Here is a 17,014-nt window from a genome sequence, read left to right as displayed (position 1 = left end):
GCATCAGCCTTTCTGGGAGGCCCGCAGTGCTCGGGACAGGTCCGAGATGATGTCGCCGGGGTGCTCGAGGCCCACCGAGAGCCGCACCAAGTCCTCGCCGACACCGGCCGCGGCCAGATCGTCGGCGCTCATCTGCTGGTGGGTGGTGCTAGCGGGATGGATCACCAGCGTCTTGGCGTCGCCCACGTTCGCGAGATGTGACGCCAGCCGCACCGCTTCGATGAAGCGCCTTCCTGCGTCGCGACCGCCTTCGATGCCGAAGCTCAGGATCGCGCCAGCGCCCTTGGGCAGCAGGCGCTGGGCGAGCTCGTGGTCGGGGTGCGTGGGCACCGAGGGGTGGCTCACCCAGCTCACGGCGTCGTGGGCGGCGAGGAACTCCACGACCGCCTCGGTGTTGGCAACATGGCGGTCCATGCGCAGCGGGAGCGTCTCGACTCCTTGCAGCAAGTGGAACGCCACCGCCGGGCTCATGGCCGCGCCGAAGTCGCGCAGTCCCTCGGCTCGTGCTCGCATCGAGAGCGCCTGTGGCCCGTATTCGTCGGCGAAGGCGATGCCGTGGTAGCCCGCGTACGGCTCGCTCAGCGTCGGGAACTTGCCCGATGCGGCCCAGTCGAAGCGCCCGCCGTCCACCACGACGCCTCCGATGGCGATGCCGTGCCCGCCGAGGAACTTGGTGGCGCTGTGCATCACGATGTCTGCGCCCAGTTCGATGGGCCGCATCAGGTGCGGCGTGGTGAAGGTGGCGTCCAGCATCAGCGGCAGGCCGGCCTCGTGCGCCACGGCGGCCACGGCGGGCACGTCAAGCACTTCGATGCCCGGGTTGCCCAGCGTCTCGGCGAACAGCACCTTGGTGTTGGACTCGATGGCGCTGCGCCACGCCTCCAGGTCGCGTGGGTCCACGAAGGTGGTAGTGATGCCGAAGCGGGGCAGCGTCAGGCTGAGGATGTTGTGGGTGCCGCCGTAGATGTTGCGGCTGGCCACGATGTGGTCCCCAGCCGAGGCGATCGTGGCGCACGCGAGGTGGAACGCCGCCATGCCGCTGGCGGTACACACTGCGCCGACTCCCCCTTCGAGCGCGGCGATCCGCTCCTCCAGCACGGCCACAGTCGGATTGGAGATGCGGCTGTAGATGTGGCCCGGTATCTCCAGGTTGAACAGGCTTGCGGCATGGTCGGTGTCTGTGAAGCTGAACGAGGTCGTCTGGTAGATCGGCACTGCGCGAGCGCCCGTCGTGGGGTCGGGCTGCTGGCCCGCGTGCAACGCCAGCGTGTCGAAGTGCAAGAAGTCCGGCTCGACCATGTCTGCCTCCTCGGCCACGCGAGCAGCCACTGTATTGCCATTGCCGCCCTCCGACGGGTGTGCCCGGAAGCGGCTGCCTCAGCCGGTCACGGCCTGCGCGGAACGAATGGCCTCCCAGACGCGCTGTGGCGTGAGCGGCATGTCGATGTCGGTCACGCCGAGGTGCGCTACTGCGTCGATGACCGCGTTCTGCACAGCCGGCGGTGCGGCGATGGCGCCGTTCTCGCCGATGCCCCGAGTGCCCAGCTCGTTGCGGCCGGTCGGGATGCCGAGCCGTGCCGTGTCGATACGCGGCATGTCGGCGGCTGCGGGAATCGGGTAATCGGCCAGCGTGGTGGTGCGCGGCGTGCCGTCCGGGTCCCAGTGCGCAGCTTCCATCAGCGCTTGGGAGATGCCGGCTACCGCTCCCCCGTGCTGCTGGCCCTGCGTGGAGGCATCGTCCAACACGCGGCCGCAGTCGTCCACTGCGGCGAATGCCGCCAGCGTGACCTGACCGGTCTCGGCATCCACTTCGACTGCTGCGGCGTGCGTGCCGTAGGGGTGGGTGGGGCCGCTGCGGCGCTGGGTGACGGTTGCGCTGATGCCCTGCGGCGAAGCAGCGGCAATGTCGGGCCAGCCGACCAGTCGTGACGGCACTCCCGCGACATGCGCGCCGTTCGAGGTCAGCTTGACGTCGTCCGCGCCGGCTTCGAGCAGATCGCCGGCGATCTCGCAGATGCGGTGCCGCAGCTCGGCAGCGGCCGCGGCAATCTGGCTGCCGAGCACCGAGGCCGTGCGCGATCCTCCGGTGACCCCACCGTGCGATGAAGCTGCCGAGTCTGCGTCGTTCACCTGCACGGCCTCTGCACTGATGCCGACGCCGGTGCTGACGATCTGAGCCCACAAGCTGTGATGGCCTTGGCCGTGACCGTGGCTGCCGCAGGTCACCAGCACCGTGCCGTCGGGCTGCAGCTCCAGCGATGCATAATCGGGGTCGTCGCCGCTGCCTGCGGTCTGGCTGTAGCACCCGTAGCCGACGCCGATCAACGCTGCAGTGTCACCGGTTGCCCGTCGCTGCACGGCCAGTGCCTGCCGGCGCGGTGCGTCGATGAGCGTCTGCGCAGCTTGGAGTGCCCGAAGCGGATCGCCGCTGTCGATGGTGATGCCGGTGCCGGTGTCATACGGCAGCTCGTCGCTGCGCAGCAGATTGCGGCGGCGGATCTCGACAGGGTCGAGGCCGAGCCGGCGAGCCCCTGCGTCAATGGCGCGTTCGAGCGCGGCGTTCACTTCGGGCTGGCCTGCGCCGCGGTAGGCGCCGGTAGGTGGCGTGTTCGTGACGGCGGCGCCGTAGCGGTAGCGCAGCCGCGGCACTCGGTACATGCCGGTGCTCTGGCGGTAGCTGGCAGCCGCCAGCATCGGCGCCATGTGCGGGTAGGCGCCTGCGTCGCACCACATGACTGAGTCGAGCCCCACGATGCGTCCCTCGGCGTCGAAGCCCATGCGGATGCGGTGGCGCTGGCCGCGCCCGTAGGGCATGGAGACGAACTGCTCTTGGCGGCTCTGCACCCAGCGCACGGGGCGACCGAGAAGCTGAGCAGCCCGCGCCACCACGAAGAACTCCGGCATCGGGTCGCCGCGTCCGCCGAAGCCGCCGCCGACGTGAGGCTCGCGGACGCGCAGCGCGCTGAGCGGCACGCCCAGTAGCCGGCGGTACAGGTACGGCGCGCTGTGTACGCCTTGGCCGGTGCTCCAGATGTCGATCTCGCAGTCGGGCGACGCGCCGTCGGCCAGCGGCGTGCCCCGGATCGACTCGAATGGCGAGGCGACGACGGCGCAGGGCTCGATCGGCAGCGAGGTGACCCGGTGGTTCTCGCACGCCAGCTCCACCACGCAGTGTGCGCCGGCGCACGGGTCCTCATCGGCTGCAGCGGGCGGTGCCGATGTTGAATCGCCGAGCGCCGTCGGTGGCGACACGAAGCCGCCGCCGTCGAGCGGATCGAGCGGTCGAACCACGTTCGTGCCTGCGTCTCCGAACAGCAGCACATCGTCCGCTGCGGCCCGCTCGGGGTCGATGACGGCCGGCAGCACGTTGATGTCGGTGGTGACCAGCTCGGCAGCGTCGAGCGCCTGTGCGGGCGAGTTCGCCAGCAGCACAGCGACGGGCTCGCCGACGAACCGCACGCGACCGTCTGCCAGCAGCGGGCGAGCCATCTTCCCGCCCACCGTGGTCGCTCGGTAGTACTCCAGCGGTTCCAATCCAAGACCGGCAGCGTCGAAGGCTGCGACGACTCCCGCGGCCCGCTCGGCTTCGCGCAGATCAACCTGGCGAAGCTCGCCGTGGGCAACTGTCGAGCGCACGAACGCTGCGTGCAGGCAGCCCGGTGGTGCCGGCAGATCGGCGGTGTAGCGAGCAGTGCCTCGCAGCATCGGCATGTCCTCAACCGCGAGCCGAGCGATGGTCACGCAGCCACGGTAGCCACAGGGTCGCTGCCAGCAGCAAGCCGCCCAAGCCGGCTCTGCTCAATGGAATCGCTGGTCACTGGAACCGCTTTGTCGGCAGGTGCGGCCCGATGTAGCCGATGTGGATCTTGCGCGTCGGTCCGCGAGTGTCGTCAAAGAAGTACAGCCGCGGCGCCGCGGCACCGTTGCTGAGCCTGATATGCGCGACCATCAGCTGCTGCCCGCTGGGCTCCAGAACTGGATCGACGGGAAACATCCGCTCCTTGCGCAACTCTGGGTCCTGCAGCACGCTCTCCGACTCATTCATCGCAATCCGATTGGCCGGATAGGAGGCCGCACCGGAGGCCTGATCGCACCAGTGCCGAAAATCACCTCCGGGGTCTGCGTCCAAGGCGTAACACTGCAACGCTCGCAGTGCGTCGAGGACGGCCCGGCCGCGGGACGCTCGCTTGCCCGAGACATCCATTTCCGTGACTGCGGCGGTGACGACCGCTTCCGGGATGCTCAACACCAAAGACTGAGTCGCGGCTTCCAAGGCGTTGCCAACGCTGTGTACGGCACCCGCGAGCGCACCATGGGGGCCTGACTGGGCAGCTGCGGCCTGTAGTGCGGCCACATTGACCGCCGCCACCTCAGCGACCCGCTTCCGCAGCTCAGGGACCTCAGCGGCGAGGCGCTGCAGCTCGGGAATCTGGGCGAGTTGCGGAGATTGCCGACGCACCTTGCACCTCAGCCGGCGAATGCGCTCACGCAGATGGCGCTCGGTCTGCAGCGCCTCCGAGAGCTGCCGCTCTGAGAGCATTGCGTTGTCCTGGTACAACTGACGCACCTTGGACCGGAGCCGACGGATGCGGTTGCTCGAGTAGGTTCCCGCCTGCCGCGCCGCCGCGAACTCGGCGCGCTGTTCGGCGATCTGCGCTCGCTGCTCTGCCACCACCGCTTGGCTCGCCGCGAGCTCCTCGCAAATCTGAGTCAGCCGCTCCCGCGTCTCGGCCAGATGCGCGCGGGTCTCGACCAACGCAGCCCAGTTCTGCTGCGCTTCGGCTTCTGCTTCACGAAGCCGGTCGCGGCGGCGATCGCTCTGCACCGGCGCCGCAGTCGTTGATGCTTCGCTTGCGCCAGTCGACGGCACGATCCGGAAGCACGACGGTACGGCTTGTCGACGAATGCTGCTGCGCTTGCCCATGACGGCTCCTTGCGTCTAGTGGATTGCTCTTGAGTTGCCTTGCGGCACTGCGCGCACGTCGGTGGCGCGCGCCAAGTCGCCGCAACCACGATCTCACCACAGGGGTGTGACATTGCGTCGGTCGTACGCTCGGCGGGACGGTCCGCGCCGCCGTGATGCCTTGTGGTACCGCTTTGTCGGACACCGGCCACGCAAGATCGGCTTGAGACGAGCACCAAGCCGAGGTCACGACACGTGGCGTGACTGCCGCAGCAGACCGCTCTTGGCACGCCTCTGGCTTGTGCGCTCCGTCAGGCCGGGCGAGCAGCGACTGGCAGGTTGGAGGCCGTCAGCGCTTCCACCCGCTCCACCACGGCCTTGAGATCGACACGTAGCTCGCGGAGGTCAACACGAAATTCGTCCATGCGGCGATCGGCCGCATCGAACCGCTTATCGACGGCACCAAAACGCTGATCGACAGCATCAAACCGATCGCCCATCCGCTTGTCGACAGCATCGAAGCGCTGGTCCACCGCATCAAACCGATCGTCCATCCGCTGATCCACAGCATCGAAGCGCTGGTCCACCGCATCAAACCGATCGTCCATCCGCTGATCCACAGCATCGAAGCGCTGGTCCACCGCATCAAACCGATCGTCCATCCGCTGATCCACAGCATCGAAGCGCTGGTCCACCGCATCAAACCGATCGTCCATCCGCTGATCCACAGCATCGAAGCGCTGGTCCACCGCGTCGAAGCGATCGTCCATCCGCTGGTCCAGAGCATCGAACCTATCGTCCATCCGCTGGTCCAGAGCATCGAACCTATCGCCCATCCGCTGGTCCACAGCATCGAACCTATCGCCCATCCGCTGGTTCACGGCCCCGAACCGGGCATCCACGTTTCGAGTGAAGCCCTCGAAGCCACGGTCAATGTGCTTGGAGAGCAGACCGATCTCGCGCGCATGGGCTCGGAAGCCCCATTTGATGAGCGCCCACACCCCAGTCGTCAGAGTGACGACGAGCGACAGCCCCACGGTGAGCAGCGGCACAACTCCCGACCAGTCCATGTCGAGACCTTACTTCCCGCATCCGGCACCGCAAGCGCATTATCGAAAGCTGCGTCGTGTTGCACTCAGCGGCGCTCGCAATCGCAGCTCCGGCGCGGTCACGCGCTTCGGGCGGTCACTCGAATTCCGCAGCTTGGGCCATGAGGCTCTGGGCGTTCTCGCTGACCGTACGGCGCGTGCTCTCGGAGTAGCCGGCGGCGTCGCTCGCACGCAGCTCGAGTTCTAGCTCGAGGTCGGGCCCGAGATGGGTCCCGACATGCTCGAGGATGTCGTGGAGCTGCCCGATGCCGCGCACGCTGTCAAGCCGAAACCGGGCGTAGAAGCCGGTGGGGTCCGCGCCGTGCTCGTCCCGGGCAGCGTCCGTACGCGGCTCGTCGAACAACTTCTCGGCGCTGTGGTGACCCTGCCCGGCGGCGGCCTCGGGCGGGGCCTCGTCAGCAGCCGGCGTGCGCGTCGGCGTTTCCAGCACGCAATCGGGGCGCACGAGCAAGCCGCTGGCCGACAGCTCGACATGCTCGCCGGCTCGCACACCCAGCCACGTGTCTCCGTCGTGCGCGAAGGCGTAGGCGAACGTCTCCTGCTGCCAGTTCAGCTGCGAGACACCGTCGCTGATGGCTCGTTCGAGCACCTCACGCGAGGCCAGGCGCGACATGTACGGGTAGCGCGCATACGCCTCCCACAGCGCTGCCACCGGCACATCTCCCCGCTCGCTCCACAGACTGTGCTTGTCGAGCTCCATGCGCACCCGCCCTCCCGAGTACCGGTCGATCAGCTGCTCCTCACTTCCCAACCGCTTGCTGATGCGTTCGCCGATATCGCCGGCGGCGGCGGCTCTCATCGTCTGCCATTCGATGTCCGCCGTGCCAGGCTGCCGAGACGGCAACAGCACATGGGTGAAGGTCTCGGCGATCATGCTGTCCACCTGCTGTGACGCCTCCGCTCTCTTGCTCTCCGCTTGGCGCTGCTGCTGAGCCGTCAGGTCCAGCGTGAGGCGGTCCTCGACGATGGAACTCCAGGCGAGGAAGTACCTGGCGGCACTGCGCAGCTCTGCGAGGCGGTTCGCCGCCGCAGCCACGAACACGAGCATGTTCTGATGCAGTCGCGGGCCGGCGTCTCGCTGACCCACGATGCGCTCCGCCAACTCGACAGCAGGCGATGTCTGCGTGCCACCCGAATGTGTCACCTCAGGCGTCAGCACCACCAGGCGCACGCCGTCGTCGCTGTCCGGCACGTCACCCGGTCCCGCGACGAACGGATGCACAGCCACGAAGCTGCCCCGCCCCCGCTGCGCCGTGATGCGCGCTCTGATCTCGTCGTCGGCTTCGCGGTCGCCGTACTTCGAGTCCGCCCGGTCCTTCGCCGTCCTCGTGACGTTGGGGACCAGCGAGTACCAGTACTGAACCCCGTCAAGGTACAGGTGGGTCGCCCGGTCCGACAGGCGCCGCAGCGCATCCGCGAACTGACCCGTGGGCTCGCCGGGCTGTGCGCATCCGAGCACCACCGACCTGACGTCCACACCCTGCTTGCCCTCGGGCCGTGGCGCCGAGCCCAAGTACGCCGTGCGTGCTGCACGTCGCGTCGCGGACACTCTGCCGAAGTGCTTGTACTCGATGTCGATGTGCAGCGGCAGCGCATTCGGCCCGTCGACATCGGATTTGATCACCGAATCCCAGTTGTCCTCAAGATACCGCTTCAGCTCGCCCACCACCGTGCTGGCGTCCATGGGCACGTTGCCGGGCATGATGAGCAGTGACTGGTCGTTGCGCTGCCACAGCTCAGAGATCACCGTGGCCATCAAGCGCAGTACTCCGCGTGTGCGCTGGAACTTGTCCAAGTCGGACCAATCCTCGAACAGCCGGTCGAACAGCTCGGGATGGATCGGGTAGCACAGCTCCATGCGCCGCCGATAGTCGGCCTCCGCCGTGCCGGTGGGGAAGGCGCCGGTGTCCTTGCCATACATCTCGCTGAATGCACGGACAACGCCGTCACGCACTCGCGCCTTGTCGGGCTCTATCGGGTCGAACAGCCGCCGACGGACAATCTCGAACGATTCATCGGTGGTGGCCGGCTGCCACTGCGCAGCGTTACGGCCGACGACGTTCTTCAGCCGATCCAAGGCCGTCTGGCCGTGCGCACCGCCGGTCTCGATGACGGACTCCGGGACGGTGACCAGCAGTACCACGTTGTCGGATGCGGCGGCCGCCTCCGTGAGGCTCTGCGCGAACGTGAACTGGGTGTCGAAGTCTCCGGCGGCGAGCCGCCTTCCCTCGGAAGACACACCGAGCAGCTGGCGGGCGTAGGCGACCCACTCGTCGATGAGCACGACGGCAGGGCCGTAGCGCCGGAGCAGCTCGCGCAACGACCCGCCCGGGTTGGTGCCCGCTTCGTCGTCGGCCCGGACCAGCTCGTAGCCGTCCATTCCGCCGAGCTGGTAGGCCAAGTGGCCCCACAGCGTGTGCAGCGACATTTCCGCTTCGACCTGCTCCGGCGCAGCGGGTGAGATCATCTGACCGACCAGCACTGCCCGGTTGATCGCGTCCGGCAGTTCGAGACTGGCCTCCACCAGCATCTCCGACACTCCCGGCAGCTGCGCAGCAGGAACGCCGGAGGCGAGGTGGTACAGAGCGATCATGGCGTGCGTCTTGCCGCCGCCGAAGTTGGTCTGCAGCTCGATGACCGGGTCGCCGCCGCGACCCGCGAGGCGACGCGCTGCTCCCACCAGCAGCTCAGACAAGCCGGCGGTGAGGTAGGTCCGCGCGAAGAACGCTTCGGGGTCTTGGTACTCCTCGGCGGCGCCGCCCCGGGCGACCTCGTACAGGTCTGCGGCAAACTCGGCTTGGCTGAAGCGACCGGACGCCACGTCGGCGTGCGGCGTGATGATCTCGCGCCATGGAGTGAGGCCCTCCAGCGGTTTGCCTTCGGTGGGCCGAGCCGCAGAACGTCGCCGTTCGCTGCGCGATTCCTCGTCGAAGACTTGCCGCATCAAGTCACGGCGCAGCGTGCGGATCTTCTGTCGCTCGTCGCTGTTGCCGAATGCTTCGAGCAGCCGTTCCATGGAATCGAGGGCGCGGGACGTGTCGTCGCTGTTGAGCGCCTGCTTGTGCGCCCAGCTGTTGCGCGCATCGGCCACCTCGAACACCAAGGACCGCACCTGCGGCGGGTAGCCGTGGCTGAAGACGTCGCCCCACGTGGCCTTGATGCCGCTCAGCACAAAGGCCACGTCGTGGGTGCCCGCCTCCCGGGGCGCCCGGTGTACTTGGTCGCGAACACGCGCCAGCCAGTCCTCGCCGTAGAAGCCTTGCCACGTCTGCTCGCACGCAGCCCGCAAGCCGTCGCTCAGCAGGTCGAGTGCCTTCGAGACGCGGTCAGCGTTCGACATCGCCATGACGTGCCTACCTCCCGTTCAGCCGCGCGGCCGTGCGCCAAAGACCACACAACGTGAGCGCCGCAAGCACGCTACGCAAGCCCTGTGACACGCTGTTCTTGCACTCGCGGCCTTGTGACACGCGGCAACGTGCGCCCGCAGCGCGCACCGCCTCCTCGGACGGGCGACAGCTTGCGCGGCGCGTTAGGTCGGTTTGGCTGCGACGGGCACCCTGAAATCCGCCAGCGCCTCCACCCGAACCACGAGCGCCCGCAGGTCGGCTCGTACCTCGTCGATACGCCGATCCATGCCGTCCAACCGCTGGTCGACCTTCTCGAAGCGTGCGTTCATGAGTTCGATGACATGATCGCGAGAGTCGTCGACACGCTTGGCCAGCTGACTGAATTGCTGCTGCATCTTGCCGAACTGCCCCTGCATCTTGCCGAACTGCCCCTGCAACTGGCCGAACTGCCCCTGCAACTGGCCAATTTGCTGCTGCATCTGGCCGAACTGCTGCTGGATGGACTGGAAGCCCCACTTGATGATCGCCCACACTCCCGCCACGATCGCAACGACGAGCGAAAGCGCCACGGTGAGCAATGGCACGGCCGCGGACCACTCCATGGCACGACCTTACCCGACACGGAAATCGCAGCAAGCGCATTTTCGTCGCAGGCATCAAGCGGCGCGAGCGGCGCTCAGCGCGTGAACAGCTCATCTTCGACGGGCGCTGTGGCTCGATCGGCCGCAGCGAGAGCCCCTTCGCGCAGGTTGGGCCAGGCGGTGATGAGGCCGTTGTAGGCGTTGGCCTCTGCCGACCAGCCCTTCTCGTCGGCTTTCTGGTACAGCAGATAGGCGAGCTGGCGCGCCCGCTCCCCGTGGCCACCCAGCGTGTGCAGCAGCTCCGCCGCCTCGGTCTCGGACCGCTCGAGTGTGGCCACGAGGTGCTGCAGCGCTTCCCACACCGTGAACCGGTCGTCTTGGGCTGGATTCCAGTCCGGTTCCAGCTCGCTGCGTGTATACAACCGGAACTTGCCGGCGCGTGCCGTGCCGATGCCCGACGCTTGCAGACCTTCAAGCGACGTGTTCTTGGCCTTCGCCATGCTCTCCGCGTCGCCCGCCGCGCCATCGCGATACTCAAACTCGGCATACCAGCTCAGCGCGAACCGGGTGTCTGCGTCCAGCTCGGCTTCTTCACCGTCGAGCACTTCGCCCAGCACGTCGTTGATGATCCCCAGCGCTGCCGACACCGGCATCGCAGAACCGTCTGTCTCGACGACCTTGGCGTAGCGTGAGAACACCCTGATTCCCGGCCCAATCGTGGACTGCGCCATGTCCACCGGTGCAATGTTGCCCGTCTGCAGCAGCCGCACCGCCTCCGGCAGTTCTCTGCGCAACGCCGCAATGAACTCCCCCCGCGTCGCCATTGGCGCCCGTTCAGGGCGAGGCCGACAGGCCAACACGATCGAGGAAGCCAACGCGTTCGAGCCAAGATTTCGCAAACGAGTTCCACGTTCAGTGCGCATGGGCCAAGTCGCCGCTACCTGTATTCCGGAATCAACTACCGCCTGCAGGAATGTCGCCCAGCCGTGCTTCTCTGTTGCCTTGAAGGCGTAGTAGATCGTAGCGGGTGCTGTCCGGTGGCTCTGGCGGTATACTTGGTGCACAAACTCTCCGATACCAGACTCAAAGTAGCGATTCGCCGCCTCTAATGAACCAGCGCGCATCCGGTCAGCTACCAATTCGTCTGCTTTAGGAGTAGAGAGTGTCCCCAATTCAGCGGGCCAGACCTCGCTGAGATTTTGGCGCAACCACATGAAGAAAAAGTCGGAAATATCTGCGAAAGGCACATTGTCGTAGTAAGGTGGGTCAGTCGAGATGATGACACCTTGAAGAGCCTCAAGATGTGTCCGAGCATCCTGCTGAGTCGCCATGTCAGTCGTATTCGGAGTACCCGTTGCGTGTTGTGAACTCGGTAACGCACCGATGGCAAGACATGCCGCCCGCAAGAGGCTCTGCATGCGCCCTGACGAGTTCGAGAACGGATTGCTTTCAGCGTAGTTCCAAGCGATTGGCAGTGCATGCATACCAAAGGTATGTCCAACCTTATCGCTGCCCGGTTGCCAAGTACAGATCGACGACCAATAGTCGGCACATTTGTCAATGACAAATGCCAGGTAGGTCACGATCGCGTCGGCATATGCGATCGATCCTGCGCCGTTGTCGCGCAATCTCGCGCCCTTAGCTGACAGTCCTGCGCGCGCCGCATCACCTCGTACATTGGCGGCGACGTCGGTGAGCAAGTCCGAAAATGTCGTCAGGGCGACTAGCTGTCGAGGTGTGAACAGTTTGTGCCACTCATTCATGCCGTAGAGCGGCGGGAGCATGTAACGGGGATTCGCCGCAATTGACTCAGTTGGCAAACCAGCAGTCGGCAGCCCAATATCTGCACCTGCTGTGTCGCCGACCTGCGGCGAGCAGTAGATCTTGCCGCCTTGACCCTCAGCCACAACCGCCATGAGTTGGCTCTTCATGCGTCCAGCGCGGCCTTCCGCCTTGATGTACGCATTGGGTATCGCAGCACCGGTGGCAATGCAGGTGCCGTTGCCACGAATGACAGTGCGTTCAGGCGTTGGCTCGCCGCCCTCGCGCACCTCGTAGCTGATGGTCTGCGTCTCGCGGTCGATGATCGGCTCGATCCAGACGGTTGGCTTGCCTTTCTTGTTGCGCAGCACCCACGAGGCCACCAACGGCACATGGCCGAACCAACTCGGGTTTGGCGATTCGACTGTACGAGCCCAGATCCAGGCGATCGGCGTCAGCTTCTCGCCGTCAGGCCCGGTCGCATCCGGGTACAGGTGGCCGATACGCCTCTGCGCCTCGTCGCGCATCCAGCGCCCGTACGCCTCCACATCTGCCGCGAGACCCTGCGCGCGCTCCCACGTCTTCAAGCTGGTGTCGATGTCGGGATGCACCGGCGGCAGGCCGGCGAAGCGCGGCGGAATCTCGATCATCGCCTTGTTGATGAGCACCGCGACGGGGTTGAGGTCGCCTGCGAGTGCCTGCAGCCCGAGGCGCTGGGCTTCTAAGGGGATCGACCCCCCCCCCCGCAAACGGGTCCAAGATTGGGGGCGGGCCGTCGGGGAACGCGCGTTCAATCTCCGCTCGAGCCTCAGCGAGCACCGCCTCGTTGTTGGAGTTCTCCCACTTGACGAGCCGTTCCAAGATGGCAAACAGCCGCTGCCGTTCCCTGTCCTGCGCTACTTCGGTGAGCAGCAGGTTGCCTTCGGGGTCTCGGCAGCCGTCGGCCGAAGGGTCGTCCACCAGTGACGCCCAGATCACAGCCCGTGCCGCTGCCAGCGGCCGTCGGGCCCACCACTGATGCAGAGCTGCTGGGTGTCCGTACACGATGCTCTTCTCCTTGGAACCCGCAGCGTTGATGGCCGCCAACGGCAGCGCCACCTCGATCAGCTTCGGCCCGAACTCCGCCACGGGCGCATAACCGGTTACCACAGCGCCGCCCGTTGCTCATCGGTCAGGTGCCTCACCGAATAACCCGGCTCGCCAGCGTAGATCGTGAGCATCAGCTCCGCGTCGTCGAACAGGCGGTACTCGGGCTCGCGCCCGGCGATCGCCGTGCTCTTGTCGAGGATGATCGGCACGCCTTCGCCTCGTCGCTCCATAAAGTGCATGCGAGCCCCAGAGAGCCACGGCACGTCTGGCACCCGACACCGAGACAGTAGGCTGCAGATGGTCTCATTGCGCGCCGACTGCCGATAGCGCAAGGAATCCACTGTCAGCGAGTTCGCAAGCGAGCCCGGCGAAAAAAGCTCCAGCCGATCGTCATACAGACGCAAGCGGATCTTGGCTCCGTGAATCGAGTAGTCACGATGAGCCACCGCGTTCACCATTGCCTCGAACACCACCGCATGATCGAACTGGGGTTCGTCAATACGTCCGACGATCTTCGACGCACTCGTCCTCATATGTCTAACAACGAAGCGCACTGCCTCGCCAACTTGCACATCCAATGGACCGGTGATATCCACCGCATCGAGCTGGTAACCGCCGCCTTCGCGGCTAGCTTCAAGGACAGCTCCTCTATACGCTACCGCCTGCACATACGCATTCGGCAACCATCTTTGCGGAGTCTCACAACCCATCAGTATGCCAGAGATAGTTGGCGAATAGTAACCGTCACTGGTTTCAGCAATCATGCCGAGCTTCGCTAGGAATATCTCGTCATTTTCGTCCGAGTTCGCAGTACGAAACCGCGAGCAGAGATCAGGGTCAAGGTCTCCCATTCGCGCTCCTGCTACTGGCTGCTCATCAAACCGTATCAGACGCGTTTGACTACGCTGCTGAAACAGTCGAGCCAGCAGATCCGGTGTCATCACACGTTTTGAGTCCCCCGCTCGCAGATAGTAGCCTCCGGGACTCTGGTGTACAAAAAGGCTACGCGGCACCTCCATCTTGATGACAATCACATCATCGTCATCTGCGATAGCGGACGGTACCTGTACACGAGTCAGCACATAGGATTCAATTGGCGGCCTTATCGAATCACTGCAAATCTCTTTAACATAATCCACGACATTATCAACCGATTCCAGCGGTATACCGACAATCGCGCGAGATCTATCCTCGACACCCAACATCAAAACACCTCCAGCCGAGTTCGCGAACGCAGCCAATTCATTGGCCAAGTCGTCCCGACTAGGGCCTCGGATCTCCAAGCCCCTAAAGCGCACTTCTTTGAATTCAAGAAACGATGTCTCGCCTAACCGTATTGCTTCCAAAAGTTCGCTCTTCGTGTCAAACATCGGTAGTCGTCATCTCAAGTCGGCGGTATCTGCGTTCCAAAGCGTCGCGTCCACCTTCCATAACGCGGCATACATCCTCACGAACCGCTGCGTCCTGCAATGACCCCCGTTGAGATACGACGCACTGGCCCTTAATGAAATCAAGAACATGCACCATCTCAGCATCACCATTGACAACGATATTGGGGTTGTGTGTAACGATGACAATCTGGCGTCGCCGCTTACTATCGCGTATTTGTTGTACGATCAAATCATAAATCAACTGGTTATCCAAATCGTCCTCCGGTTGATCCAGTATAAGCGGCTCGTTCCCATAGGCGAGGAGCAGGGCCAGCATCGCTGCCGCACGTTGACCTGCTGATCCCTGATGTATGGGCCTAAATGCACGGCCATTACCGGAGATGCTATACTCGACATGTAAACTATCGGGTGGCGACCATGCCAAGATACGATCGAGGAACTCCGGCCTTCTATTGTACTTTGTCCTCAAGTTGTTGTCAAAGCGTGAACTGAACACAATATCGCTAGATTGATTTTCCAGCGTACAGGCCAAGATAAATCGTTCGCGTAGCTTGTCGAGCCGGTCCTCAATCCGAGATGTACGCTCTTCCATTGCCGATGGGAGATCGCGAAAGAGACTGTTAATGATTGCTGTATCTGATGGATCGCCGCCAGGGCCGCCTATATCGTTCTCGAAGCGGTCCGACTCCAGTTCAAGCGCCTCACGTAGAGACACGGCAGCTGCTTGCAGATTGTCGCCATAGTTCACCAACTCAATGCGGACGTATTCGTTATCCTTTATAGTCTCGCTCAGAAATCTAGCACGCTTGTCGCTGATGGCACGTCGCGCAAGTTGAAGCTGGCTCATCTCTGCTTCTAAACGCTCAATGGTCTCCGTGCGTTCAGCGGCTAGAGAAGCGTTCTCTCGTAATTCACCTTCCAGCCGCCGGCGCTCATGCATTAGATTACCGTACGACTGAGAGTAGCTGCTAGAGCCATCCGTTTCGAGCGCATCCGACGCATCCAAAGAGTCATACTTGAGCGAGATCTCCTCGTATCGGCGTTGCCAAATCCCTGTCGCGAGCATCCTACGCTGTTCATTCAGCGTCGTGGCAAGCCGGGCAGCAACATCAGCCAACTCCTTACCAGATTGGTCCACTCCTTTACGAATGGCATCAATAATTGACAATATGGACTCGTCTCCCGAATCCTCCGCATTGAAAGAGTCTCGCCGTGGATCCTCCGCTCGAAGTTCCTCGGCAACCTCAATGATCGAGCGAATCGCTCGTTGTGCCATTTCAAAATAGCGTTCAATTTCATGACGCTGTTGCTGGCCGCGCTCGTACTCTTGAATCACTTCAGTATGGCCCGATTGCTCCCAGGTCGCTAGCTGCTGTCTGATGTCCTCTAGCGCTACGCTCGCACGTTGGTTTTGCGTTAACTTGATATCGAGCTGCCGCAAGTGGGCACGCGCCTTCAATATGCCAGAGCGACATTCCTCATAGCGCGCCTTGTCGTCGGCAACACTCGCACCTTCGTCAATAAGATGGAGAAGGGCTGATTGATCTTCACCTGCTAACTCAGCTATCTGGCCTTGACCGAATATGCGGATCGGAAACCGTTGCTCGTACACATCTTGCACGTCGTGCCTTAGCCAGTCACCATTGCCATCCCGCATTTCCACGAGCGTGTCGTCTGCATTAGTATCCTGCCGGAAGTGAATCTGATATTGGCGCCCGTCTTTGGAGTGCGTCCAAGTTATGTGGCTATCACTGGTCAACCCTCCATCACTACCACGTACTGTTGCCACATGATTAAACCCGCTAAAATTCCGCCAAGTGCTACTATGTTCGCCTAGTTGACGCAGCTCCGCTTCACGCCGCGCCGCCAATCGAAGGCAATGCAATACGGTAGATTTACCCGTCCCGCGGCCACCAATCAATACGTTCAGCCACGGACTGAATTCGAGCTTCGCCGATTCATTACGGCCCATATAGCGTGCCTTATCAATCTCAATAGCACGAATACACTGGCGCGGAATCGGCGGCGGCATTGATGCGTCAGCATCATCGGCCCGTACAACGGAGAATTTAGACCCATCTAGTAGCGCTAACCGGAGACCTTCAATGTTCGGTGTGGCCATCTTTACCCAAGTGTAGCGCGAGACCGAAGTAGGCTCGTCGGTTGCTGACGGCAAATGATGCAAATCGGATCCGATCACCTCCGTCCATTCAAGTTGACTCTCAACATATATCTGCGGCTTTGGTTTGGTTCTGTCAATGACTTCAACGGCGATAATGTCCTTGTTCTTGAGTATAGTTTTAAGTGTATTGCCCTGTTCGTTCCAAATGCCCTTCTCGAGATCTGCATGCGCAGGAATCACAACAGCGCCCTTTTGTGCGACCGTTTCCGTTATTTTTACTAAACTTTGTTTGGCTGCCTCCTCCGTTTGGTCCCGCTTTACGTCTACTGCGCCTAGTAGCTCAGATATATCCTCGGCTGCGCGTCGAGGATCGAAAATGGCGAGGACATGTACGCCTCCGGCTGCCGTGATTTCCACGCCTGGAAAGATGTATATTGGACGAAAGTCAGCGCAATCGGATTTCTTTAGATTTTCGTATGCTGTCTTCAGTTTGTCAATCCATCTGCCTGTGTTGTGATCGGTTATTGCCACACAGTCGATTTTGGCTTGCATGAAGGCAAGCAGCCAATCTTCAGGCGATGTATAGTCATCACCCTTCCAATCGGGCGAGGCAGGTGTGTGAATGTGAAAGTCAAACTTCCACCAGCGCGCGCCCGGGTACTCCCAAGCGTCTTGATGTGTATCGGCCATGCACTCAGTCTACATGGCCTC

9 protein-coding genes and 1 pseudogene are annotated in these 17,014 nt (G+C 63.1%); all 10 read right to left on the bottom strand.

Annotated features, from left to right (window positions below):
- Window positions 1-3 precede the first annotated feature (3 nt).
- Window positions 4-1,299, bottom strand: a complete 1,296-nt coding sequence (locus ACOGI4_RS08545) for an O-acetylhomoserine aminocarboxypropyltransferase (protein ID WP_419843116.1) — start codon at window positions 1,297-1,299, stop codon at window positions 4-6.
- Between the two features lie 78 nt (window positions 1,300-1,377).
- Window positions 1,378-3,741, bottom strand: coding sequence for a xanthine dehydrogenase family protein molybdopterin-binding subunit (locus ACOGI4_RS08540; RefSeq protein ID WP_419841252.1), 2,364 nt, complete (start codon window positions 3,739-3,741; stop codon window positions 1,378-1,380).
- Between the two features lie 73 nt (window positions 3,742-3,814).
- A complete protein-coding gene (locus tag ACOGI4_RS08535) occupies window positions 3,815-4,924 on the bottom strand; it encodes a hypothetical protein (RefSeq protein WP_419841251.1) in 1,110 nt (369 codons plus the stop codon).
- A 290-nt stretch (window positions 4,925-5,214) separates the two neighbouring features.
- On the bottom strand, window positions 5,215-5,973 hold the full coding sequence (locus ACOGI4_RS08530) for a hypothetical protein (protein WP_419841250.1): 759 nt from the start codon (window positions 5,971-5,973) through the stop codon (window positions 5,215-5,217).
- Window positions 5,974-6,088: 115 nt separating this feature from the next.
- Window positions 6,089-9,358, bottom strand: a complete 3,270-nt coding sequence (locus ACOGI4_RS08525) for a DUF499 domain-containing protein (RefSeq protein ID WP_419841249.1) — start codon at window positions 9,356-9,358, stop codon at window positions 6,089-6,091.
- A gap of 183 nt (window positions 9,359-9,541) precedes the next feature.
- A complete protein-coding gene (locus ACOGI4_RS08520; protein ID WP_419841248.1) occupies window positions 9,542-9,961 on the bottom strand; it encodes a hypothetical protein in 420 nt (139 codons plus the stop codon).
- 74 nt (window positions 9,962-10,035) lie between these two features.
- Window positions 10,036-12,369: a DUF1156 domain-containing protein gene (locus ACOGI4_RS08515; protein WP_419843146.1), complete on the bottom strand. Its 2,334-nt coding sequence runs from the start codon at window positions 12,367-12,369 to the stop codon at window positions 10,036-10,038.
- A 253-nt stretch (window positions 12,370-12,622) separates the two neighbouring features.
- Window positions 12,623-12,745 (bottom strand): annotated as a pseudogene (locus tag ACOGI4_RS08510) (DUF1156 domain-containing protein); the annotation flags it as partial.
- 98 nt (window positions 12,746-12,843) lie between these two features.
- Window positions 12,844-14,160 carry an ATP-binding protein gene (locus ACOGI4_RS08505; protein WP_419841247.1) on the bottom strand — a complete coding sequence of 439 codons (1,317 nt, stop codon included), beginning with the start codon at window positions 14,158-14,160 and terminating at the stop codon, window positions 12,844-12,846.
- Window positions 14,153-16,993, bottom strand: a complete 2,841-nt coding sequence (locus ACOGI4_RS08500) for a TrlF family AAA-like ATPase (protein WP_419841246.1) — start codon at window positions 16,991-16,993, stop codon at window positions 14,153-14,155. Before ACOGI4_RS08500 ends, ACOGI4_RS08505 begins: the two co-directional genes overlap by 8 nt.
- Window positions 16,994-17,014: the final 21 nt, after the last annotated feature.

It is taken from the genome of Candidatus Poriferisodalis sp., from assembly GCF_965205175.1.
Taxonomy (GTDB): Bacteria; Actinomycetota; Acidimicrobiia; order Acidimicrobiales; family Poriferisodalaceae; genus Poriferisodalis.
The sequence above is the reverse complement of the archived record's forward strand: the minus strand, read 5'-3'. Positions and strand labels throughout refer to the sequence as shown.